This is a genomic window from Streptomyces sp. NPDC051211, assembly GCF_040689505.1.
In the GTDB taxonomy this organism is placed as follows: domain Bacteria; phylum Actinomycetota; class Actinomycetes; order Streptomycetales; family Streptomycetaceae; genus Streptomyces.
In genome coordinates this window covers 29,376-52,638 of sequence record NZ_JBFBAV010000035.1, presented here as the reverse complement: position 1 = coordinate 52,638, position 23,263 = coordinate 29,376, and the positions used below count along the sequence as shown (strand labels likewise).

At 74.2% G+C, this 23,263-nt stretch carries 18 protein-coding genes; 7 read left to right on the top strand and 11 right to left on the bottom strand.

Annotation, left to right across the window (positions count from 1 at the left end; translation table 11 throughout):
- Window positions 1-103: 103 nt before the first annotated feature.
- Window positions 104-1,498 carry a cation:dicarboxylase symporter family transporter gene (locus AB0447_RS27415; protein ID WP_366479477.1) on the bottom strand — a complete coding sequence of 465 codons (1,395 nt, stop codon included), beginning with the start codon at window positions 1,496-1,498 and terminating at the stop codon, window positions 104-106.
- A gap of 68 nt (window positions 1,499-1,566) precedes the next feature.
- Between AB0447_RS27415 and AB0447_RS27410 the strand changes: the two genes are divergently transcribed.
- Both AB0447_RS27410 and AB0447_RS27405 read left to right on the top strand, forming a co-directional pair.
- Complete coding sequence (locus AB0447_RS27410; RefSeq protein ID WP_366479476.1) at window positions 1,567-3,225, top strand: sensor histidine kinase; 1,659 nt, start codon at window positions 1,567-1,569, stop codon at window positions 3,223-3,225.
- Window positions 3,222-3,929, top strand: a complete 708-nt coding sequence (locus tag AB0447_RS27405) for a response regulator (protein WP_366479475.1) — start codon at window positions 3,222-3,224, stop codon at window positions 3,927-3,929. Before AB0447_RS27410 ends, AB0447_RS27405 begins: the two co-directional genes overlap by 4 nt.
- Here the strand turns inward: AB0447_RS27405 and AB0447_RS27400 are convergent.
- On the bottom strand, window positions 3,887-4,732 hold the full coding sequence (locus AB0447_RS27400; RefSeq protein ID WP_366479474.1) for a tyrosinase family protein: 846 nt from the start codon (window positions 4,730-4,732) through the stop codon (window positions 3,887-3,889). The two genes, AB0447_RS27405 and AB0447_RS27400, sit on opposite strands and share 43 nt — an antisense overlap.
- Window positions 4,729-5,178 (bottom strand): tyrosinase family oxidase copper chaperone, encoded by a 450-nt coding sequence (locus AB0447_RS27395; RefSeq protein ID WP_366479473.1) that lies wholly within the window; start codon window positions 5,176-5,178, stop codon window positions 4,729-4,731. The genes AB0447_RS27400 and AB0447_RS27395 overlap by 4 nt, the downstream gene beginning before the upstream one ends.
- 247 nt (window positions 5,179-5,425) lie before the next feature.
- Here AB0447_RS27395 and AB0447_RS27390 point away from each other — a divergent pair, with 247 nt between their 5' ends.
- Window positions 5,426-6,823 (top strand): glutamate decarboxylase, encoded by a 1,398-nt coding sequence (locus tag AB0447_RS27390; RefSeq protein ID WP_366479472.1) that lies wholly within the window; start codon window positions 5,426-5,428, stop codon window positions 6,821-6,823.
- Here the strand turns inward: AB0447_RS27390 and AB0447_RS27385 are convergent.
- Together AB0447_RS27385 and AB0447_RS27380 are read right to left on the bottom strand one after the other, a co-directional pair.
- Window positions 6,817-9,306, bottom strand: a complete 2,490-nt coding sequence (locus AB0447_RS27385) for a Helicase associated domain protein (protein WP_366479471.1) — start codon at window positions 9,304-9,306, stop codon at window positions 6,817-6,819. The genes AB0447_RS27390 and AB0447_RS27385 overlap by 7 nt on opposite strands.
- A gap of 114 nt (window positions 9,307-9,420) precedes the next feature.
- On the bottom strand, window positions 9,421-11,238 hold the full coding sequence (locus tag AB0447_RS27380) for a sigma-70 family RNA polymerase sigma factor (RefSeq protein ID WP_366479469.1): 1,818 nt from the start codon (window positions 11,236-11,238) through the stop codon (window positions 9,421-9,423).
- Window positions 11,239-11,438: 200 nt separating this feature from the next.
- On the opposite strand from AB0447_RS27380, the gene AB0447_RS27375 reads away from it, so the two are divergent.
- Entirely contained in the window at window positions 11,439-12,116 is a 678-nt protein-coding gene (locus AB0447_RS27375; RefSeq protein WP_366479467.1) for a bifunctional 4-hydroxy-2-oxoglutarate aldolase/2-dehydro-3-deoxy-phosphogluconate aldolase, read from the top strand.
- The gene (locus AB0447_RS27370) at window positions 12,113-13,168 is read left to right on the top strand and encodes a PfkB family carbohydrate kinase (RefSeq protein ID WP_366479465.1); all 1,056 of its coding nucleotides are present in this window, start codon (window positions 12,113-12,115) and stop codon (window positions 13,166-13,168) included. The genes AB0447_RS27375 and AB0447_RS27370 overlap by 4 nt, the downstream gene beginning before the upstream one ends.
- Here AB0447_RS27370 and AB0447_RS27365 read toward each other — a convergent pair.
- Window positions 13,162-14,355, bottom strand: a complete 1,194-nt coding sequence (locus AB0447_RS27365) for a serpin family protein (RefSeq protein WP_366479464.1) — start codon at window positions 14,353-14,355, stop codon at window positions 13,162-13,164. The two genes, AB0447_RS27370 and AB0447_RS27365, sit on opposite strands and share 7 nt — an antisense overlap.
- A gap of 145 nt (window positions 14,356-14,500) precedes the next feature.
- Window positions 14,501-15,841, bottom strand: coding sequence for a glycoside hydrolase family 18 protein (locus AB0447_RS27360; protein WP_366479463.1), 1,341 nt, complete (start codon window positions 15,839-15,841; stop codon window positions 14,501-14,503).
- A 118-nt stretch (window positions 15,842-15,959) separates the two neighbouring features.
- Between AB0447_RS27360 and AB0447_RS27355 the strand changes: the two genes are divergently transcribed.
- Both AB0447_RS27355 and AB0447_RS27350 read left to right on the top strand, forming a co-directional pair.
- Window positions 15,960-16,691: an ankyrin repeat domain-containing protein gene (locus AB0447_RS27355; RefSeq protein ID WP_366479462.1), complete on the top strand. Its 732-nt coding sequence runs from the start codon at window positions 15,960-15,962 to the stop codon at window positions 16,689-16,691.
- Window positions 16,692-16,773: 82 nt separating this feature from the next.
- The gene (locus AB0447_RS27350) at window positions 16,774-17,529 is read left to right on the top strand and encodes an MBL fold metallo-hydrolase (protein ID WP_366479461.1); all 756 of its coding nucleotides are present in this window, start codon (window positions 16,774-16,776) and stop codon (window positions 17,527-17,529) included.
- 9 nt (window positions 17,530-17,538) lie between these two features.
- Here AB0447_RS27350 and AB0447_RS27345 read toward each other — a convergent pair whose 3' ends face one another.
- From AB0447_RS27345 to AB0447_RS27330, 4 genes are read right to left on the bottom strand one after another with little or no spacing between them, the layout of a single operon-like run.
- Window positions 17,539-19,962: a polysaccharide lyase 8 family protein gene (locus AB0447_RS27345; RefSeq protein ID WP_366479460.1), complete on the bottom strand. Its 2,424-nt coding sequence runs from the start codon at window positions 19,960-19,962 to the stop codon at window positions 17,539-17,541.
- A 54-nt stretch (window positions 19,963-20,016) separates the two neighbouring features.
- Window positions 20,017-20,850 carry a sugar phosphate isomerase/epimerase family protein gene (locus tag AB0447_RS27340; protein ID WP_366479459.1) on the bottom strand — a complete coding sequence of 278 codons (834 nt, stop codon included), beginning with the start codon at window positions 20,848-20,850 and terminating at the stop codon, window positions 20,017-20,019.
- The gene (locus tag AB0447_RS27335) at window positions 20,847-22,004 is read right to left on the bottom strand and encodes a dihydrodipicolinate synthase family protein (protein ID WP_366479458.1); all 1,158 of its coding nucleotides are present in this window, start codon (window positions 22,002-22,004) and stop codon (window positions 20,847-20,849) included. Before AB0447_RS27335 ends, AB0447_RS27340 begins: the two co-directional genes overlap by 4 nt.
- The gene (locus AB0447_RS27330) at window positions 22,001-23,152 is read right to left on the bottom strand and encodes a Gfo/Idh/MocA family oxidoreductase (protein WP_366479457.1); all 1,152 of its coding nucleotides are present in this window, start codon (window positions 23,150-23,152) and stop codon (window positions 22,001-22,003) included. Before AB0447_RS27330 ends, AB0447_RS27335 begins: the two co-directional genes overlap by 4 nt.
- Window positions 23,153-23,263: the final 111 nt, after the last annotated feature.

Genomic DNA, 23,263 nt, shown 5'->3' with positions numbered 1-23,263 from the left:
GCCGAGTGGGTGCGCCGCCCCCCGGTGGGGGAGTGGGGGCGGCGCACCGGCCTCCGCGCGGCCGTGATTCGGGTCGGCCGGCCGGCTGCGGAGGAGATCCGGGTCAGGCCGGAACCGGGTCCTTGCCGTCCGCGGGCTGCACCGGGACCACGGAGGGAGCCGGCCCGTCGCCGTGGTCGATCAGGGTGGCCTCGTCGAACGGCAGCCGTCCGGCCAGGACTTCGGCGGCCCGCTTGCGGTCGAACTCCTTCGTCCAGGTGCCCACCAGCACCGTCGCGACCGCATTGCCCGCGAAGTTCGTCAGGGCCCGCGCCTCGCTCATGAACCGGTCGATGCCCACGATCAGCCCGACCCCGTCGACCAGTTCGGGCCGGTGCGACTGCAGGCCGCCCGCCAGCGTGGCCAGTCCGGCGCCGGTCACCCCCGCCGCGCCCTTCGAGGCGATCACCATGAACAGCAGCAGCGAGATCTGCTCGCCCAGCGACAGCGGGGCACCCATCGCCTCCGCGATGAACAGCGAGGCCATCGTCAGATAGATCGCCGTGCCGTCCAGGTTGAAGGAGTAGCCCGTCGGCACGGTGATCCCGGTCACCGGCTTGGACACCCCCAGGTGCTCCATCTTCGCGATCAGCCGCGGCAGCGCCGACTCCGACGAGGAGGTCGACAGGATCAGCAGGAACTCCCGGCCCAGGTAGCGGAACAGGGCGAGCACGTTGATCCCGGTGCACACCCGCAGCAGGGTGCCCAGCACCACGAACACGAACAGCAGGCAGGTGGCGTAGAAGCCCACCATGATCACCGCGAGGGACTTCAGCGCGTCCATGCCGGTGGCGCCCACCACCGCGGCGATCGCCCCGAACGCGCCCACCGGCGCCGCCCACATGATCATCGCCAGCACCCGGAAGACCAGCGCCTGTACATGCCCGATCCCGCGCAGCACCGGCTCGCCCGCGGCCCCCATGGCCTGCAGCGCGAACCCGCACAGCAGCGCCACCAGCAGGGTCTGCAGCACCTCGCCCTCGGTGAACGCCGACACCAGCGTCTTCGGGATGATCCCCAGCAGGAAGTCCGCGGTGGACTCGGCACCCCCCGCCTTCGCCTGCGCCTCACCCGCGCTGCGCACCGCCTCGGTCAGGTGCAGGCCGCTGCCCGGCTCCAGCAGGTTGCCCACCAGCAGGCCGATGGCCAGCGCCACGGTGGACATGACCATGAAGTAGCCGAGCGCCAGCCCGCCCACGGCGCCGACCTTGGCCGCCTTGCGGACCGAGCCGACGCCCAGCACGATCGTGCAGAAGATCACCGGCGAGATCATCATCTTGATCAGGTTCACGAAGCCGGTACCCAGGGGCTTCAGCTCGACGGCCACCCCGGGGGCGGCGAACCCCGTCACGATGCCGAGCACCACCGCGGCGATCACCGCGATGTAGAGATAGTGGGTTCTGTCCCGCCTGGCGGCCACGTTGCCTCCTGGTATTGCGAATACGTTCGGGGAGACCATGGCCCAGTGCTGTGACCCCGGTCACCCTTGCGTTCATTGAGTTCACGGTCCGGTGCACACTGAGCGCCATGTTCCGCATCCCCCGTCCGCGCAGCCTGGCCGGCCAGCTGTTCGCCATGCAGGTGGTGCTGGTCGCGGTCGTCGTCGCCGGCTGCGCGGTCTTCGCGTACGCCACCGCACGCCGCCAGGCCGAGGAGGCAGCCGAACGCCAGGCCGGCGCCGTGGCCCGCGCCGTCGCCGACTCCCCGTCCGTCCGGGAGGCCGTGCGCGGCGCCGCCGACGGCACCGACCCCTCGGAGCTGCTTCAGCCGTACGCCGAGCGGGTCCGCGCCGACGCGGGCGTCGACTTCGTCACGATCATGGCCCCGGACGGGCGGCGCTGGACCCACCCCGACCCCCGCCGGATCGGCGAGCGCTTCCGCGGGAACACCGGGCCCGCCCTGCGCGGCGAAACCTTCACCGAGACCTACACCGGCACCCTCGGGCCGTCCCTCCGCGTGGTCACCCCGCTGCGCGACGGCGACCGGATCACCGGCCTGGTCAGCGCCGGCATCACGGTCCGCGCGATCAGCGACCGGCTCGGCGGGCAGCTCACGGCGCTCGGCTGGGTCGCGGCCGCCGCCCTCGCCCTCGGCGGCGCCGGCACGTACGTGATCAACGCCCGCCTGCGCCGGCACACCCACGGCATGAACGCCGCCGAGCTCAGCCGGATGCACGACTACCACCAGGCCGCGCTGCACGCCGTCCGCGAAGGACTGCTGATGCTCGACGGGCAGCGCCGGATCTCCCTGGTCAACGACGCGGGACGGGAACTCCTCGGCGTGCGGGGCGAGGTGGTGGGCCTCAACGTCGCGGACCTCGGCCTGCCGGCCCCGCTCACCGGCGCCCTGCTCGCCGACCGGCCCCGGGTGGACGAGGTCCACCTGACCGCCGACCGGGTCCTGGTCGTCAACAGCGCGCCGGTGGCGGGCGGTGGCCGCCGCGGCACCGTGGTGACCCTGCGCGACCACACCGAGCTCCAGGCGCTGACCGGCGAACTGGACCACGAGCGCGGCTTCACCCAGGCGTTGCGCTCGCAGGCGCACGAGGCGGCCAACCGGCTGCACACCGTCGTGTCCCTGGTCGAACTGGGCCGGACCGCGGAGGCGGTGGAGTTCGCCACCGCCGAACTGGAACTGGCCCAGGCCCTCACCGACCAGGTGCTGGCCGCGGTGGACGAACCGGTGCTGGCGGCGCTGCTGCTGGCCAAGGCAGCGCAGGCGCACGAGCGGGGCGTGGAACTCGTGGTCACCCCCGACAGCCGACGGCTGACCGGCGGGTCCGGGATGCTGCCGGCCCGGGACCTGGTGACCGTACTGGGCAACCTCATTGACAACGCTGTCGACGCGCTGACCGGGACACCGGGGGCGCGGATCGCCGTGACCGCCCGCCCGGACGGCGGCGACCTGCTGCTCCGGGTGGCCGACAACGGCCCCGGACTGCCCGCCGGCGAGGACGTCTTCCGGCGCGGCTGGTCGGGCAAGGGGGAGGGGCGCGGCCTCGGGCTGGCCCTGGTCCGCCAGGCCGCCCACCGGCACGGCGGCAGCGTGACGGCCGCCGAAGCCCCGGGCGGCGGCACGCACTTCACGGTCCGCATCCCGGTACCTGCGCCCGCGGCCGGACCGTCCGCCGGTCCGACCGCCGGCGCTTCCGCCGGCCGGACCGCCCACCCGGGAGGCCCCGCATGACCGGGGACGGCATCCGGGTGCTGGTCGTCGAGGACGATCCCGTCGCCGCCGACGCGCACGCCCTGTACGTCGGCCGGGTCCCGGGGTTCACGGCCGTCGGGGCCGTGCATTCGCTGGCCGAGGCCGCCCGGGTGCTGGACCGCACCCCGGTGGACCTGCTGCTCCTCGACCTCACCCTGCCCGACGGGCACGGCCTGCGGTTCGCCCGCGGTCTCCGGGCCGCCGGACACCCCGTGGACGTGATCGCGGTGACCTCGGCCCGGGACCTCGCCATGGTCCGGGAGAGCGTCTCGCTCGGCGTCGTGCAGTACGTACTGAAACCGTTCGCCTTCCCCACGCTGCGGGAACGGCTGCTCCGGTACGCCGAGTTCCGCGCGGCCGCCGGCGAGGGAGAGGCGGCCGGACAGGACGATGTGGACCGCGCGCTGGCCGCCCTGCGCGCACCCCGCCCGGCCGCTCTGCCGAAGGGGCTCAGCGCCCCCACCCTGGACCGGGTCTGCGCCCTGCTGAGGACGGCCCCGGACGGGCTGACTTCGGCGGGGGCGGCCGAAGCGGCGGGGATCTCGCGGATCACCGCCCGCCGCTACCTGGAGCACCTGGTCGACACCGGCCGCGCGGTCCGCGCACCCCGGTACGGCCAGGTCGGCCGCCCGGAACTGACCTACCGCTGGGTGCCGGAGGCCGGCTCGGTGTCGAAGGTGTAGTACTTCCGGTGGTCCAGCATGTCGGCCGGGGTGACATCGCCCCAGGGCCGCATGGTGTCGTGCAGGTCGACCACGTTCGGGGTGCCCGCCGCCGGGAGGTACGGGGACTGCGGGTGCCGGGCCTGCCAGTCGGCCCACAGCTTGTCGACGTAGGCGTGGTGCATCCAGAACACCGGGTCGTTGGGGGAGGCCCCGGTGCCCATCTGGCCGCCGACCCAGACGTGCACCCGGTTGTGCAGATTGGCCCCGCGCCAGCCCTCCAGGTGGTTGCGGAAGCCGCCGGAGGAGCTGTTCCAGGGCGCCATGTCGTACTCGGACATGGCGAGGACGTTGTCCACCTCGGCCTTGGTGGGCAGCTGGGCGACCCCGCTGCCGAGCGCGCGCCGCAGGTAGGAGCGCCCGTCCACCCGGACGTTGACGTTCCAGGCGCCCGTGGCGAAGGCGAAGGGGCCGTCGGTGACCTGGCCGTCGCGGGCCCGGCCGGTGCCGCCGAGGAAGTCGGCGGCCCACAGGGAGGACCGGGCGGTGCGGTCGGCCGTCCAGTCCCAGTAGGGCAGGGCGACCGCGGGGTCCACCTTCTGGAGCTCCTGCTCGAACTCGATCAGGAAGCGGCGGTGCCAGGGCAGGAAGGAGGGGGACCGGTGGCCGACCCGGTCGCCCGAGTCGGTGTCGCCCATGATGAACCCGTTGTGGGTGGTGACGAAGCGGTCGTAGACGCCGGTGCGCTTGAGCTCGAGCAGGGCGCCGGTGAAGCTCTTCTTCTCGGCGGCCGTCAGCGTCGCCTGGTTCTTGCGGACGGTCATGCCGCACCGCCGAACGGGACGAGGGAGGCGCCCTGGAGCTCGCGCACGGCGGCCCTGGCCAGTCCGCGGACGTCGGTGAAGGTCTCGTAGTGGTTGACCACGCTGATCCAGCTGCCGTCGGCATTGCGCATGACGTGCAGCTCGCGCCCGTCGATCCGCACCGTGGGGCCGCCGGGGGACTGGTGGCCGCCGTGGTGGCCTCCGTGCCCGCCGTGCCCGCCGTGCCCGCCCGTCGTGGCGGGCGTGATCTGTATCCGGCGGCCGAGGTAGACCTCGTCGACCGCGCCGGAGGGGCTGCCGGATGCGGCGGGCGCGGGGGCGGGGGACGGGGCGGATGTGGCCGCGTTACGGGAGGTGGTGACGGCGTGGGCCGTGGTGGCCAGGCCGAGGGCCGTGAGGGTGGCGGCCGAGGTGCCGAGGGCACGACGTCTGGTGATCCTGTTCATGACAGGAAGAAGTACCAGCGCCCGAAGGGCAGTTGGCGATGATCCGGACATCTGCCGATAAGTTGCCCGTAGAACAAGAATGACGATCCTCCCGCCCGCACCGGCTCCAGTGGCCCGGACGGGAAGATCTTCGGGTATCAGCCTACTCGACCGGAAATTCTGCAGATCCCCGGGGTGGTCATGAGCGGGCTCACACCGCAGAGTCGACCGGAAGCGTATGTAAAGAAATGTCCCATATAGTCCCGATATGGCACTCCATGAGATGAAGGATCCCCGCTCCGCCGACTCGGACGTGGACGTCTTCACGTCCCCGATGAGCGGTCAGGTACTGCCGAAGTACCGGATGCCGGAGGACCACACGCCCGCCGAGGTCGTCTACTCGCTGCTCCGCAACGAACTGCTGCTCGACGGGAACGCGGCCCAGAACCTCGCCACCTTCTGCACCACCTGGTCGGACGACGAGGTCCGCCGCCTGATGGACGTCTGCCTCGACAAAAACATGATCGACAAGGACGAGTACCCGCAGACCGCCGAGATCGAGGCCCGCTGCGTGAACATCCTCGCCGACCTGTGGAACGCCCCGGCCGGCACCTCGGCCACCGGCTGCTCCACCACCGGCTCCAGCGAGGCAGCCATGCTGGGCGGCCTCGCCCTCAAATGGCGGTGGCGCGCACGTCGGCGCGCCGAGGGCAAGCCCGCCGACCGCCCCAACCTGGTCTGCGGCCCGGTGCAGATCTGCTGGGACAAGTTCGCCCGCTACTTCGACGTGGAACTGCGCCAGGTCCCGCTGGAGCCGGGCGCCACCGGACTGCGCCCCCACCAGCTCGCCGCGTCCGTCGACGAGAACACCATCGGGGTGGTGGCCATCCTCGGCGTCACCTTCACCTGCGACTACGAGCCGGTCGCCGAGATCGCGGCGGAACTCGACCGGATCCAGGCCGAGCACGGCTGGGACATTCCCGTCCACGTGGACGCGGCCAGCGGCGGATTCGTCGCCCCCTTCCTCCACCCCGACGTGGTCTGGGACTTCCGGCTCCCCCGGGTCGCCTCCGTCAACACCTCCGGCCACAAGTACGGCCTCGCCCCGCTCGGCGTCGGCTGGATCGTCTGGCGGACCGCCGACCTGCTGCCCGAGGAGCTGGTCTTCCGGGTCGACTACCTGGGCGGCAACATGCCCACCTTCGCCCTCAACTTCTCCCGGCCCGGCGGCGAGATCATCGCCCAGTACTACCTCTTCCTCCGCCTGGGCCGCGGCGGCTACCGCCGGGTCCAGCAGGCCTGCGCCGACACCGCCCGGTACCTGGCCGCCCGGATCGCCGAGCTGGGCCCCTTCACCCTGCTGTACGACGGCCGGGACGCCCTACCCGCCGTCTCCTACACCCTCACCGACCCGGCCGGCGCCGGATTCACCCTGTACGACCTCTCCGACCGGCTGCGCATGCGCGGCTGGCAGGTCCCCTCGTACCCGCTGCCCGCGGACCGCGACGCCACCGTCATCCAGCGCGTCCTGATCCGGCACGGGGTGACCCGCGACCAGATCGCCCTGCTGGTCGAGGACATGCGCCGGGCCGTGGACCACCTCACCGCGGCCGGGCCGGGCGCCCCCGCCGACACCGGAACACGGCATCCCGGCTTCCATCACTGATCCGGCCGCACCGACCAGGCCATCCCGAGCGCGTCCAGCTCCCGCACCCGCTCCGCCGGCAGCGAGGCCGCCCGGGCACGCTGGTTCGCGATCCAGGCACCGAGCCGCAGCTCCTGCACGCCCACCCGCTCGACATGGCCGCGCGGGACCCGCAGGTGCTGCTCGCGGGCCCGGAACTGCCGGGCCGCCGCCAGCTGCGCCGCCCACTTCTCGGCCTGGCTGCGGCGCGGCTCCGGGCGCTCCGACTCGGCCGCCGCCGTGACGCCCAGGACGTGTTCCAGCAGCCAGCGCTGTGCCCAGCTCAGCCGCGCCCAGCCCAGCCGCTGCCCCCGTACCCACAGGCCGAGGTCCTCGCCCTGAAGCACGGTCTCGCCCGGGCGGGCCGGCAGGGCGCCGCCCGCCGACAGATGAGCCCGGGTCAGATGGAAGGCGCGCTGCCAGGAGATGTCCCAGGACGGGCACCAGGACGCGTCGATCCCGTCCAGGGCCTCCCGCCGCTCGGCGGGCAGGCCGTCCCGGCGCGCGGCGGCCCGGTTGTTCTTCATCCAGATCCCGACCGGCGCGCCGTTCCAGGTGGCGTGCGCCGGCGGCAGCAGGTGCCCGTGCTCGGCCGCCCAGCCGCGGGCGGCCGCCAGCCCCTCCTCGAACGCCACGTCGAAATGGCTCCAGACCATCCCGAGCTCTTCCAGCGATGCCACCCGCTCCGCACCGAGCGCACCCCGCCGGTACGTCCGCCGGGCGTCGGCGATCCACTGGCCCAGCGGGAACCCGGCCAGCGCGGCCGGCCACCCCTCCGCATCCGCGGGCGCCCGGAAACCGAACGGCACCTTCAGGTCCCCGTGCACGCTCCGGTAGATGCGGGCCGCCTGCACCCCGCGCCGCCAGTGCGCCCGCTCCGGATGCAGCACCCGCAGCCGGATGAACGAGGCCAGCAGCGCCGGATCGCGCGGCTCCGAAAAGATCAGCAGGTTCTGCGCCTGGGCACTGACCCCGGACCCCGCGCCCGGGCCGGTGCCGGTACCGGCGCTGCCGGAAGCGGGCCCCCGGCTCGGTGCCTGCGTCTGGGCGAGGGCCTCCACCAGCCGGGAGTCGTGCGCCCGCAGCGCTTCCAGCAGCCGCGCGAGACTCCCGTACGCCCGCGAGGCCAGCATGGTCTCCGGGGTCTCGCCGGGCCCCAGCAGCACCGGCACCACCAGCGAGGCGACCTTGCCCTCGCCCGGCCGGATCCGCAGCGCCCGCCCCACCGCCTGCACCAGGTCCGGCATGGACCCGCGGATGTCCGCCCAGAACACGGAGTCGCACTCCCGGGTGTCCACGCCCTCGCCCAGCACCCGGACACTGCCGAGGAACGCCCGGTCGGCCACCCGCGGGTCCGCGAACGCGTCCAGCACCCGCCGTCGGTGGGCGGCCGGGTGCCGCCCGCACAGCCAGTCCGCCCAGACGCTCCGCGGGTAGGCGGGCCGCACCGTCCGGCTCGACTGGCGCAGCCTCGCCGCGACCGCCGGCAGCCCGGCGGCGAAGGCCTCCGCCTCCCGGGTCAGGTGGTGGAAGACGAGGGTCCGCCGGAAGTCCTGCTCGGCGGCCGCCTTCACCAGCGCCGTCTGCAGGGCCGCCAGCCGGGCGCCGCGCACCGCGTCCGAACGGCCGTCCGGGCCGAGGAGCACGGCCGCCTGGAACCCGGGGTCGGTCACGTCCACGCACACCACCCGGTACGGCGCGCAGATGCCCCGGTCGATGGCCTCGCTCAGGGAGAGGGTGTGGCAGCGGGCGCCGAACGGCCCGTCCGGATCGTCCTCCATCGAGGCCACCAGCTCGCCCCGGCTGCTTTCGGGACCGGCTTCGGGACGGACTTCGGGACCGGCTTCGCGACCGGCTTCGGGGCCCGCCGCCTCCTCGCCCTCACCCGCCTCGGGATCCCGCCAGACCCGGGGCGTGGCCGTCATGTAGAGCCGGCGGACGGCCGGGATCCGGTGGTTGTCGTGCACCACCGCCCAGGGTTTGCCGATCCGGCCCGAGGTCCGGTGCGCCTCGTCCACCACCACCAGGTCCCAGGCCGGCAGGCCGGCCCGGTGGGCCCGCTCCAGCGTGCCGAGCCCGAGCGAGGCATAGGTGGCGAAGACCGTGATCCGCTCCACCCGGCCGGCCCGGGCGGCGAGTTCGGCCGGATCGGTGGTGGTGGGGAAACCCGCGTCCTCGGCGCGCAGCGAGCACACCCCGGCCATCCGGCCGGACCGGCCGCCCTCCCGCCAGGCCGCACCGGTCTGCACCAGCAGATCGAGCGAGGGGACGAGCACCAGCACCCGGCCGGCCCGCAGTTCCTCGGCCGAGCGCACGGCGACGAGGGACTTGCCGGACCCGGTGGCCATGATCACCTGCGTCCGCAGTCCGCCCTCCGGCACCGGTCCGCCGGCCGGCAGGGCCAGCGCCCGGAGCACCGCGTCGACGGCCTCCCGCTGATGCGGCCGGAGCTGCTTCCTCGCCATGTGTCCCGCTCCCGCCCACGGTGATCAGCCCATTCGGCTCCTGTCTCCATCCTGCACCGAGAACGAAGCAAAAGGGCGCAGACGCCGCGGCGGGCGGCCGCCGGACGGCATCCGCTACATCCGGGCGCCGAAGTTCTGGGTCCACCAGGGACCGCCGGAGCCCTTGTGGATGCCCACGCCGATGTCCTTGAAGGAGCAGTTGAGGATGTTGGCCCGGTGACCGGAGCTGTTCATCCAGGAGTCCATCACCTGCTCCGGGGTCTGCTGGCCCCGGGCGATGTTCTCGCCGTACGTGGACCAGCGGTAGCCGGCCGCGGTGGTGCGCTTGCCCGGGTCCGCGCCGTCGGGGTTGGTGTGGGAGAAGAAGTCCCGCTCGGCCATGTCCTCGGAGTGGCCCTGGGCGGCGGCCCGCAGCTGGGCGTCCTCCTTGAGCGGGCCGCAGCCGGCCGCCGCCCGCTCCTTGTTGACCAGCGCCACGACCTGTGCCGCCGCGCCCTGCGGGGCGGGGCTCGCGGGGCGTGGTGTGGAGGCGCGCGTGCTGGGCGCGGCGGAGCTCTTGTTGGGGGCCTTCGACGGGGCGGAGCTCTTGGACGCGCTCGCACTGGGGGAGGGTGCCGAGGTGGAGGCGCCGGCCGAGGGGGAGGGCGATGCGGAAGCCGAGGGGGAGGTGGAGGCGGAGGCGGACGGCGAGCCCGTCGCGGCGGATGCCTCGGGTGCGGACAGCGCGGCCAGCGGGGAGGCGGGGGTCCGCGGCGCGGCCTCGGCCTCGCCCTCCCCGGAGCCGGTGCCCAGGTACCACATGCCGCCGCCGGCCACACACACCGCGACCACCGCCGCACCCACGGCGCGGCGCCGGTTCTGCCGCCGCTTCCGGGCGGCACCGCGGGCGCCGTCCCGGCCGTCGCCGGCGCGGTGGCGCCGCGGCTCGCCCGGACCGAGGCCGCCGGCCGGGCTGCCCGCCGCGGCGTGCCCGGCCGCGTCGGCACCGGTGTACCCGGGGGCATCCGGGCCGGTGTACGCGGCCGTGTCCGGGGCGGCGTACGCGACCGTGTCCGGGCCGGCGTACCCGGCCGGGTCGGGGGCGGCGTACCCGGCCGCGTCCGGGGCGGCCACGGCGCCGGCCGGCGCGAACCCGGTGACGGCCGACCGTACGCCCGACATCAGGGCCAGCGACACCGGCACCAGCGCCAGGCCCGCCAACAGGCCCTCCGCCGGCACCAGGCCGTTCCACAGGCCCGCGCAGCGCACGCAGTCGCGGGCGTGCCGAGCTATCCGCTTGCGCCACAGCGCCGAGGGCCGCCCGTCCCAGCCCGCCAGCACGGGCCGCAGGGCCTCGCACGGCGGGACCGCGTCGAGCGCCCGCACGACCACCCGGGCCGCCTCCAGCTGCGCCTTCATCCGCTGCACCCGGACGGCCGTGTGCTGCGGCGTCAGCTCCAGCGCCGCCGCCACCTCGGCCCGGGTCAGCTCACCGGCGCACTCCAGCCACCACAGCGACAGCAGCCCGCGGTCGTCCGGCTCCAGCCAGCGGGTCGCCCGGGCGGTCTCCTGCCGCTGCCCGGCCAGCTGAAGCCGGGCCACGGTGAGGTCGACGAAGTCGGCGCCCGGGTCGGCGAGTTCCTCGGCCGCCTCCAGACCGGCCGGGCCGGTCTGCCGGTCCTGCCAGTGCGCCCGTACCCGGTTCATGGCGATGGCCACCAGCCAGGACCGGAAGCTCTCCGGGGCGCGCAGCCCGCCGAGCCCGTCCAGCGCCCGCAGCATGGTGTCCTGGACGACGTCGTCGACGTCGTAGGAACCGCCCAGCGCCCGCCCGACGATGTTGTAGACGAGCGGGAGATGGCTGCTGACCAGGTCGTCCTGGGCCCGCGGGTCGCCCTCGCGGGCGGCCGTGACGAGCGCCGCGAGTGCTGCCGTGTCGTGGTGTGAACTCATGTGAAGATCCCTGTCCGTGCCGCCGGTCGATGATGCCCAATGCCTGGGAGACCGTCGTGTGGAGCGCAGATAACAGTTATCAGATGATCGGATTGAAAAGGGGGTGGGGTGGGCACAGCGTGGCAGGGGTAAGGTCCGTACCAATGCGCGGTCCATGGCACGACGAACGCCAAGGAAGCACCAGGGGAGGGTCCTTGTCCGTGTCCTCGTCGTCGTCCTCGTCCCGTGATCCGCACCGCGATCCGCATCCGTTCGCGGTGATCGCCGCCCAGCGGCTGCTGCCCGTCCTGCGCAGCACCGACGCGGACCTGGCCGTCCGGCAGACCGCCGGCCTGCTCGCCTCCGGCTGCCGGGCCGTGGAGCTGACCACCTCCACACCCGGCTGGGCGGGGGCAGTCGCCCGCACCGCCCCGCTCGCCGATGCCCACGGCCGCCCCGCCCTCATCGGCGTCGGCACCGTCACCACCGCCGCCCAGGCCGAAGCCGCGCTGGACGCCGGAGCCGGATTCCTCATCTCCCCCTACCCGGCGCCCGAGGTCCGCGCGGTCGCCCGGCGCCGCGAGGCGGTCTTCATCGAGGGCGGCTTCACCCCCGGCGAGATCGCCTCGGCCGTGCGGGCCGGCGGCTCCGCCAAGGTCTTTCCGGCACACGTGGGCGGCCCGCAGTTCATCCGCTCGCTGGCCGCGGTCCTGCCGGATGCGCTGATCATCCCGACCGGCGGGATCCGGCTCGCCGAGGTCCGCGACTGGCTCGACGCGGGCGCCGCCGCGGTCGGCATCGGCAGCGGCCTGCCGGCCGACCCCGCCGCACTGGCCGCCGTATTCGCCGACCTCGCGGTGCCGTGCGACGCGGACTGCGAACAGGCGGACTCCCGGTGACCGCCCCCGCCCCGGCGCCCGTCCCCGCGCCTGCCGGCGGTGGCGGTGGCGATGCCGGTTCCTGTTCCGGGTACGACGTCCTCGTCCTCGGCGAGGTCCTGGTTGAGATCCACACCGACAGCGCCCTCCGCGAGGCCGCCGACGGCACCGCCGCCCGGATCTCCTACTCCGGCGACGCACTCAACGCCGCGGCGGCCGCCGCGGCGGCCGGAGCCCGCACCGCCCTGCTGGCCGTCGTCGGCGAGGACGAACTGACCGTCCCGCTGCTGCGCCGGGCGGCCGTACTCGGCATCGACGTCACCCACGTACGCCGCGCACCCCGCCCCAACGGCGCCTACCTGCTCTCCGCAGACACCGAGGGCGACCGCGAGTTCGTCTACTGGCGCACCGGCAGCGCCGGCTCCACCCTCTCCGTCACCCACATCGACTCCTGGCGCGACCTGCTCACCGGCACTCCCGCCCTGATCACCAGCGGGATCACCGGCGCCCTCTCAGCGAGCAGCCGCGAGGCCGTGCTGGCCGCCGCCGAAGCCGTGCACCGCGCCGGCGGGCACCTTTCGTACGACCCCAACTTCCGCTCCCGGCTCACCGGCAGGGCCGAGGCCCGCGAACTCCTCGCCCGCCTCACCCCGTGGACCGGGCTGCTCAAGATTTCCTGTCCGGCCGATGCCCTCGCCCTGGTCGGGACCGACGACCCGGCCACGGCCGCTGCCCGCTGCCGCGAACTGGGGGCCCGTACGGTCGCGGTCACCGCCGGCCCCGACCGGCTGCTCCTGCACGACGGCACCGGCTCCGCCCACCTGCCCGTACCGGTCAACCCGCACCCGGTCGACGCCACCGGAGCCGGGGACTGCTTCACCGGCACCACCACCGCCCGGCTGGCGCTCGGCGACACCCTCGCCGACGCCGTCCGCCACGGCCTGGCGGCCGCCTCCCTTTCGGTGTCGGGCCGCGGCGGCACCGGACACGTGCCCTCCTTCACCGCCACGGCAGCCCTCGCTGCCGCTCACTCCTCTTCTTCCTCTTCTTCCTCTTCCTCCTCGCCCTACTGACAGGGGAGCGGATCGGTGACCCAGCCGGCCGCCAGGACGAGCTTCGAGGTGCGGTGGACGGCGAGGAAGCCGAAGGGGCGGTCGACGGAGAACGCGATCCGCCGGGCCCGGTGGCTCGGGGCCGGCCGCCGGCCGGCACCGGGCTGCTGGGCGACGGCCGTGACGGCGGCCGCCTCGAAACCGGCCGCGTGGAACCGGGCCAGCGCGGACTGGCGGGCCGACCCGACCGCAAGGGCCTTCGCACTGATCCCCGGGAAGTGCCCGTCGGCCGTGTCCGTGGCGGTCATCAGACCGAACAGCGGGGCATGGTCGAGGAGGTCGTGTTCCGAGCGGAGGGAGAACGCGACCGTCGCGATGCCGAGCAGCGGCTCCGGAGTGAGGGACTCCACGATGCGGACGGTCAGGCCGGGCCCGGCCGGCCCCTCGGGGAGGGCACCGCCGGTCGTGCAGGGTACGGGTCCGGAGGCGGCGGCGATGCCTGCGCCGACCACCTCACCGGGACGGGCGGCCGGCTCGCCGAGGAGGAGCTGGACGTCCACCCCGGCGGTGCCGGGTACGTCGAGCACGGTGACCGGACCGCCCGGCCCGGACACCACGCGTACCCGGTCGACCTGGCGCGTGGAGAGGGTCAGGCCGCGCAGCCGGCGCCCCGCCCAAGGGCCTTGGGACGTGGTCCTGCGGAACTCCCGGAACGGCTCGGCCCACTTCAGCCGCAGGGCCAGTGCCGAGGCGAGCACCAGCAGGGTGTCCTCGTCCAACACCACCGGCATGCGGTCGATCAGCCCGCCCGTCCGCTCCGCCGCCCAGCCGTCGAGGCTTGCGCGGTCGGTGTCCGCATCGCCGGTGAACAGGCCGCGGGTCCCCTCGGGGAGGCCCGCCGTCCAGCGCTCCTCCAGCGGCAGGTCCGAGCGCGCCCACAGGCCGGTCGCCGACTCCAGCCCCGGTACGGCCGCCAGCGCGCCCAGGAATTCCCGGGCCGCGGCGGCGGCTTCCTCGGCGGGTATGCCCAGCGCCTCCGTCAGTTCGGACCGGGCGGGGCCGGCCGCGCCGTCCGCCAGCAGGGCCAGCAGCGGCCAGACCCCGGCCGCCGTCAGGACCGTGCCGGCCGTACCCGTGTTGCCGCCGGCCGCCGCGTCCGCCCAGCGGGCGGTGAGCCGGTTCACCGCCCGTACCGTGGAATTCCTCATGCCGGGAGGGTACGTGGAGGGGGGCGCCGACGGGCCGGAGTGTCTTCCGCGGCCCGGCGGCGCCGGTCTGGGGCCCGGGTTGCCGGTCCGGGATGCCGGGTTGCCGGTCCGGGGTGCCGGGTGCCGGTCCGGGGTTGCCGCCCGGTCAGCGGCCGCGCAGGCCCCGGTCGACCGCCGTCATCAGCTCGCCGTCCGCCGTGTCCGCGTCGAGCGACCAGAACATGGCCCCGCCCAGGCCGTGTTCACGGATGTACGCGGTCTTCGTGCGCAGCACCTGCGGATCGTCGTACGTCCAGAGCGTGTTGCCGTCGAACAGCCAGGCGTGCCCGCCGCGCCGGTCCCGGAACACCTGGTACGCGCCGCTGTCCGCCAGCTTCTTCAGCGCCTTGTAGTCCTCGTACCCGGCCGACCAGGTCGCCGGGGCCGGGCCCGTCGCGGGCTGCCCCATGCCGTCCCCGCCGCCGCTCACGCCGGTCCAGCCCTGCCCGTAGAACGGCATGCCCATCACCAGCTTGTGCGCGGGTGCGCCGCGCCGCAGCCAGGCGTCCACGGTGCCGTCCACGCTGAAGTCGCCGCGCGCGTACAGCGCGGATTGCTGGGCGGTGGTCCGCTCGCCCGACACGTGGAAGTCGTACCCCTGCAGGGTGACGAAGTCGAGGTCCCGCATGATCCTGCGGACCTCGAAGCCCGCGTCGATCTTCGCCGGGGCGGTCGGCACGAAGGCCGTCAGCTCGTACTTCCGCTGCTGGGTGCGCCCGTACGCGTCCAGCTGGGCGCGGAACTCGCGGACCAGCTCGGTGAAGTTCCGCTTGTCCTCCGGCCGGAACTTCGTGTCGCTGTCGCCCTCGGAGCCGGGCCACTCCCAGTCGAGGTCGATGCCGTCGAAGATGCCGGCCGCGGCGCCCGCGCCGCCGCGGCTGCCGTCCTGCGGCAGGTTCCCCTTGATATAGAGGTCGATGCAGGACTGGACGAACGCCTTGCGGGAGGCGGGGGTGAGCGAGGCGTCGGAGAAGTGGGTGGACCAGCTCCATCCGCCCAGCGAGATCAGCACCTTGAGGTGCGGGTGCTTGGCCTTGAGTTCCCGCAGCTGGTTGAAGTTGCCGGCGACCGGCTGCTCCCAGTCGTCGGCGACCCCGTCGACGGAGTCGGCGGCGTCCAGCGGGCGGACGTAGTCGGCCCAGGCGTCGGCCTCGCCGGGCACGTTCCCGGTGAAGCACTTGCCGTCCGCGCTCACGTTGCCGAAGGCGTAGTTGATGTGGGTGAGCTTGGCCGCGGTACCACTGGTGTCGAGGTCCTGGACCTGGAAGTCGCGGCCGTAGACGCCCCATTGGGTGAAGTAGCCGACCCGCTTGTGGGAACGGCCGTGGTGGCGGTCGCCGGAGTCGCCGCCGGTACCGGTTTCGGCGCTTGCGGCGGGTGCGAACGCGGCCAGGAGGGAGAGGGAACAGGCGGCGACGGCCAGCCTGCCGAGCATGCTGCGGCGCATGGGCTTCCTTTGCTGAGGATGCGGGTCGTATGCGTCGTGCGTCGTGCGTCGTGCATGCCGGAAACTATTGGTCTGGACCAGAGCGGTCAAGAGGGGGTGGCGCGCCATACTGGCGGCCATGGACCCTCTCGACTCGGCCGACCCGCTCGCCGTCGCCGTCACCGCGGCCATCCGGCAAGGCGACCTCCCGGCCCTCGCCGGACTCCTGGCCGACCGCCCCGGGCTGGCCGGCACCAGGATCGTCCGGTGCGGCGAGGCCGCCGGCGAGCGGAGCCTGCTGCACATCGCCACGGACTGGCCCGGGCACTGCCCGAACACGGCCGCCGTCATCGCGACCCTGGTCGCGGCCGGGGCCGATCCGGACGCCCGCTTCATCGGCCGGCACCGGGAGACCCCGTTGCACTGGGCCGCCGGCAACGACGACGTCCCGGCCCTCGACGCGCTGATCGCCGCGGGCGCCGACATCGAGGCCCCGGGCGGCGTCATCGGCGGCGGCACCCCGCTCGCCGACGCCCGAGGCTTCGGCCAGTGGCGGGCCGCCCGCCGCCTGCTGGAACACGGCGCCCGCGCCGACCTCCAGGACGCGGCCACCCTCGGCCTGACGGACCGGGTCGAGGCATTCCTCGCCGCCCCCGAACCGCCGACCTCCGAGGACATCACCCACGCCTTCTGGGGCGCCTGCCACGGCGGCCAACTCCCGACCGCCCGGCTCCTCCTGCACCACGGAGCGGACCCGCACCGGGTCGGCCACGACGGACTCACCCCCCTCGCCATCGCCCGCGCCCAAGGCGCCACGGACGTCGTCGACTGGCTCGCCACCCGGACAACCGAGGCCGCGGCCACCGACTGACTACGGGGGACGTCCGCCAGGAAGCCGGATCGGGCGTGATCTCATGGCCCGGTCCCCGTCCGCCGACCGAACGGAGCCGCCGATGGCCGGGCCCGACCCCCTCCACCTCACCGTGCTGGGCAGCGCCACCCCGTACCCCGCCCCGGACAACCCCTGCTCCGGCTACCTCCTCGTGCACGCCGGCACCCGGCTCTGGGTGGACGCCGGCACCGGCACCCTTGCCGCCCTGCAGCGGCACGCCCGCATCGACGCCCTCGACGGCATTTGGATCTCCCACCTCCATGCCGACCACTGCGCCGACCTCCTCACCGCCTACTACGCGCTGTGCTACGCCGACATCCAACTCACCACCCCCATCCCGCTGTTCGGCCCGCCCGGCATCGCCGACCGGCTCGCCGCCTTCCTCACCAACGGCCCGACCCGCAGCCCCGTGGAGTCCGCCTTCGCCGTACACGAGCTGTACGACGGCCACACCGCCCGGGTCGGCCGGCTCAGCCTCACCAGCCGGGCGGTCGAACACGGTCTGCCGGCCTTCGCCCTCCGCGCAGAGGCCGACGGTGCCTCGCTCGTCTACTCCGGCGACTGCGCCCCCTGCCCGGCCCTCACCGGCCTCGCGGCCGGCTGCGACCTCCTGCTCTGCGAGGCCGACGGCACGCCCGACGGCCACCACACCCCCGAGCAGGCCGGCGCCACCGCCGCAGCCGCCGGCGCCGGCCGGCTCATCGTCACCCACGTCGGGCACACCCTCACCCCCGAGCAGGCGGTGGCGCGGGCCGCCACCCGCTTCCCCGGCCCGATCGCCCACGCCACCCCGGGCCGCACCTTCACCACCGCGTAGGGACCCGCGTCAGGCCAGGCGTACGGTCACCACCTGACTCGCCCCCGCCGCCCCATTCAGGCTCCCGAACTCCAGCCGCAGCGCGGCGCCCGGGGTGGCTGAGACGACGGTGGCGGGGCGGGACAGGACTGCCGTGACCGGGCGGTGCCAGGTGACCGTCAGTGCCGACCGGGTGCGGGTCGGATCCGATATGCAGACCGCCGCCGTTCCGTCCGGCCGTTCCCGCACGGTCACCGAGCACGGGCCGTCCGCCTCCACCGGGCCGGCGCGGCCGGGGCCCCAGAAGTTGGCCCCGGTGAAGCCGAGGGAGGGCACGGAGACGGCTTGGACGACGGGGGAGTTGGCGAGGAACCGCAGCCAGTCCGGCGCGGCGGCCCGGGCTGCGGTCTGGGCCGCCGTGGCCCCGGGAAGCATCTGGTAGGCGTACCCGCCGGCGGTCGGGTCGGTGCCGTGGTCGTACCAGAGGGTGAGGTAGCGGCGGGTCAGGGCGGTGGCACTGCCACCGGTGTTGATGTCCTGCCATCTGCCGGTACGCGCCTCCCGCAGGGCCCGGAACGCGCCGCCGCCCGACAGGACATAGCCGCCGAAGCCCGCCAGGTGGGCCCAGCCCGGGCCGGGGAAGGAGGCCGTCCATCCCAGGGTGGCGGGCTGCACCGTGCCGCCGACGGTCAGCGCGTGGCTGCCGGCCGCCCCCAGATTGCGGTTGTCGACCACCGATTCGACCTTCGTCCCGTCCGTGCAGGCGATGCCCGCGCCCAGGCAGACGATGGTGTCGGCCAGGAAGAACCAGGACTTGCGCGCGGTGAGCGTGCTCGACAGGCCCCTGAGGTGCTGGCCGGCCGAGGCGAACTCCCCGTCACTGCTGCCGCCCACCCAGTCGGCGGCCGGCCGGGACGCTCCCCAGGGGCCGCCGGCGGCGTCGGCGAGCGGTGTGCGGGAGACGGTGGTCCCCGGCAGCCGGTACGGGTCCACGGTGGGCCAGAACGCGTCCGAGTACTGGCCGTTGCCGTAGGAGCCGCCCCACCAGAACAGCATTCCGCTGCCGGTGTGCCAGCCGCGCAGGTTCTCCCCGTTGCCCGTCTCGTAGTGGGCGATCCGCCGCGAGGCCATGCTCAGCGAGGCCGCCCACCCGGGTCTGCGATGGGTGGCCCGGTCCATGGCCGCGAACAGCCGGTGGCCCATCGGCTCGGGCAGTGCCGTCACCGCGGGATCCGCTGTCACCGCGGTCAGCTGGGCCAGCGCGGACACCCCCAGGGTCCGGTCGTCCTGGGGCCGGCTGTAGTAGTCGCGGGCCGTCCACCCCTTCACCAGCCCGCGCCAGCGGGCCCGCTCGCCGGCGCTCGCGGCCTCGCCCAGCAGCAGGATCCCGGCGAGCACCGCATGGCCGCGGGTGTGGTCGTCCTGCTGCACCTGGAGCACATCGGCGGCCTGCAGCCCCCGGCTGACGGCCCGGCCGGACACCCCGTCCATCATCAGCCCGTTGAACAGGAACGGCGCCCAGGCCCCCTCGACCGCGTCGAACACGATCTGCGCCGCCGGATCCCGCACCTCCCAGGGAGTGCCCTTCAGCATCCCGAACAGCATGCCCAGCCCGCCGAGCAGCACCGACCCGTACGTTCCGGTGTACGGCACCCACGTGTGCTGGATGAACGAGCCGTCCCGGTACAGCCCGTCCCCGGAGGAGACGTACGGAAAGACCGGCGAGAGGGCGTCCCGGGCCAGGGCGATCCGGGCGTCGTTCCGCCCGAGTACCCCGCGCAGGGCCAGCACCCGGCACAGATCGACCCGGTTCGCCCCGGTGCTGGTCCCCGCGTACGAGGCGACGGCCGACTCCGGCACGAAATGGTCGACGGCCGCGCACCAGTCGCCGATCTGCGTGCCCGTCAGCTCGGGACGGATCAGGGCGCAGATGTCCAGCAGGGCCTGCGGGGCACCGATCTGCCAGCAGTACCAGTTGCCGAAGCGGACCTGTCCGGCGTGGTAGACCTCGGTGTGCAGATGGTCGAGCCCGGTCAGCAGGGCCGCCCGCAGCCCGCCGTCGCCGGTCAGCCCGGTCCCGGGACGGACCCAGGCCTCGGCCATGGTCCGCAGCCGCTGGTAGCTGCGCATCATGCGGTCGGAGTACGCGAACGACTCGGTGTCCAGGTCCGGCTCCGGATCCGCGAAGTCCAGATCCGGCCAGAGCGATCCGGGCACCGGGGCCATGGCCCCGCACCAGTCGCCCGCCACCGTGCCGAGCTCCGCCAGCCGGGAACGGAACGGCTCGGCGTCCGCCGGATGGTGCCCGCCCAGGGTGAGGGCCACCCAGGTCGCGCGCATGCTGTCATGGACGTCCACCGGTGCGGCGGTCGCCGGCCCCGTGGGCCCTCCGAGCAGGAACGCGCCGCCGCCCGCCGCGGAGAGGAACGCGCGCCGGCTCCACACTGATGCCATCGGAGTTCTCCTTTCTGCCTGTCAGTCCCGTGCCTGCCGGTCAGTCCCGTGCCGTCATGCCACGTGCTTTCGGTAGCCGTCGATCACCTCCCGCAGCACCTCACCCCCGTCCCTGGCCCACAACCCCGGATGGAAGATCTCCACCTCGACCGGCCCCCGGTATCCCGCGCCATCCGCCAGCTCCCGGAAGCCCCGCAGATCGATGCACCCCTCACCCAGCCGGCCACGCCCCAGCAGCACCCCCTCCGGCAGCGGGGTGACCCAGTCGGCGACCTGGACGGACACGATCCGCCCGCCGGCTCCGGCCCGGCGCAGCTCCCCGGCCAGCCGCTCGTCCCACCACAGGTGGTAGGAATCGGCCACCACGCCCACCTGCTCGGCGGGGAACCGCTCGGCGATGTCCAGGGCCTGGCCGAGGGTGGACACCACGCACCGGTCGGCGGCGAACATCGGGTGCAGCGGCTCGATGCCCAGCCGGACCCCGTGCACGGCGGCCCACGGCGCGAGCTCGCCCAGGACGTCCGCGATCCGCTCCCGCGCCCCCACCAGGTCCCGGTCCCCCTCCGGCAGCCCGCCCGAGACCAGCACCAGCACACCGGCGCCGAGTTCCGCGGCCTCCTCCACCGCCCGCCGGTTGTCGGCCAGCGCGGCAGCCCGGCCCGACGGATCCGCCGCGGTGAAGAATCCGCCCCGGCACAGCGAGCTGACCCGCAGCCCGGCCCCGGAGACCAGCGCGGCGGTCTCCCGCACCCCGAACCGGCGCACCGGGTCCCGCCACAGCCCGACCGCCCCCACCCCGGCCGCCGCACAGCCGGCCACCAGCTCGGGCAGCGACCACTGCCGGACGGTCTCCTGATTGAGGCTCAGCCGCTCCGGCGCCCGGCTCACGACCCCACTCCGTGTACCGCGAGGAGCTGCCGCATCCGGTGCTCGGCCAGTAGCGGGTCGGGGAACAGGCCCAGCAGATCCGCCTGTTCGTACGCGGTGGCCAGGTGGGGGAGGGAACGGGCCGACTGGAACCCGCCGACCATGGTGAAGTGCGCCTGATGTCCCGCCAGCCAGGCCAGCAGCACCACTCCCGTCTTGTAGTAGCGCGTCGGCGGAGCGAACAGATGCCGGGACAAGGGCACCGTCGGATCCAGCAGACCCCGGAAGCCGACGCGGTCGCCCCGGTCCAGGGCGAGCGCGGCCCGCGCGGCCAGCGGGGCGATCGGATCGAAGATCCCCAGCAGGGCGTCCCCCGTCAGCTCCCCGTCCCCCTCGATCAGCTCCGGATAGTGGTAGTCGTCCCCCGTGTAGCAGCGCACCCCCTCGGGCAGCCGCCGCCGCAGGGCCACCTCGCGGCCGGCGTCCAGCAGGGACACCTTGATGCCGTCGACCTTGTCCGGACACTCGGCGATGATCTTCAGCAGGACCTCGGCGGCCTCGTCGAGATCCTCCCGGCCCCAGTAGCCGGCCAGCCCCGGGTCGAACATCGGGCCCAGCCAGTGCAGCACCACCGGCTGCGCGGACTGCCGCAACAGCCCGCCGTACACCTCCAGATAGTCCTCCGGGCCCCGCGCCGCCGAGGCCAGCGCCCGCGAGGCCATCAGCACCGCCCCCGCCCCGCAGTCCTCCACATGCGCGAGCTGCTCCTCGTACGCCGCCGTGATCGCCGCCAGGGAGTGCGGGCCGCCGGGCGGGAGCTGGTCCGTGCCCACACCGCACAGGATGCGGCCGCCCACCGCCGCGGCCTCGGCCGCCGAACGCCGGATCAGCTCCGCCGCGGCCGGCCAGTCCAGGCCCATCCCGCGCTGCGCGGTGTCCATCGCCTCGGCCACACCCAGACCCTGCGCCCACAGCCGGTGGCGGAACGCGAGCGTGGCCTCCCAGTCCACGGCGGGCCCGGCCTCCGCCGCGGCGGACAGGGGGTCGGCGACCACATGGGCGGCCGCATGGAACCGGCGGCTGCGGGCCGGCGGGCAGTTCAGCGGGGGCAACGGCTCGGTGCCGGGCCGGTGCACCCGGTACCCGCCGTCGGCCCCCGGGAGCCGGATGCTCACAGGACCACCTCCGGGACCGCCAGCCGGCGGCCCTCCGCCGCGGAACGCAGCCCCAGCCCGGCCAGTTGCACCCCGCGCGCCCCGGCCAGCAGATCCCACCGCCACGGATCGCCCAGCACCACATGCCGCAGGAACAGCTCCCACTGGGTCTTGAAGCCGTTCTCCCACTCCGTGTTGTCCGGGACCTCCTGCCACTGGGACCGGAACGCCTCCGCCTGCTCGAGGTCCGGATTCCACACCGGTTTGGGCGTACCCGCCCGGTGCTGGATCCGGCAGCCGCGGAGCCCCGCGACCGCCGAGCCCTCCGTCCCGTCGACCTGGAACTCCACCAGCTCGTCACGGTGCACCCGCACCGCCCAGGAGGAGTTGATCTGCGCCACGGCACCGCCCGCCAGTTCGAACAGGGCGTATGCGGCGTCGTCGGCGGTCGCCTCGTAGGGCTTGCCCTCCTCGTCCCAGCGCCGGCCGATGTGGGTCCGGGTGACGGCCTGCACCGACCGGACCGGGCCGAACAGCTCGTGCAGCAGGTACTCCCAGTGCGGGAACATGTCGGCGACGATCCCGCCGCCGTCCTGGGCCCGGTAGTTCCAGGACGGGCGCTGGGCCGGCTGCCAGTCCCCTTCGAACACCCAGTAGCCGAACTCCCCGCGCACCGACAGGATCCGGCCGAAGAAGCCGCCGTCGACCAGTCGTTTCAGCTTCAGCAGGCCCGGCAGGAACAGCTTGTCCTGGACCACCCCGTGTCTGACCCCGGCGGCCTCGGCCAGCCGGGCCAGCTCCAGCGCCGCCTCGAAGGACAGGGCGGTCGGCTTCTCGCAGTACACGTGCTTGCCGGCAGCGAGCGCCTGCCGGACCGCGGCCTCCCGGGCTCCGGTGACCTGCGCGTCGAAGTAGATCTCGACCTCGGGGTCGGCGAGCACCTCCGCCAGGTCGGTGCCGACGTGCTCCAGGCCGTGCCGTTCGGCGAGGGCGCGGAGGGCCGGCTCCCGGCGGCCCACCAGCACCGGCTCCGGCCACAGCACCCGGCCGTCCCCGAGATCCAGCCCGCCCTGCTCCCGCAGCGCGAGCACGGACCGGACCAGATGCTGGCGGTACCCCATCCGCCCGGTCACGCCGTTCATGGCGATCCTGATCGTCCTGCGTTCCACGATGGCCCCCTCCTGTGGCAGTACTGGCTGACACTTGATAGAAAGCGCTTTCACTGCGATCCAGGCTAGGTCCGCCAACCGCTCCGATACAAGACACGAACGGGTGATAGA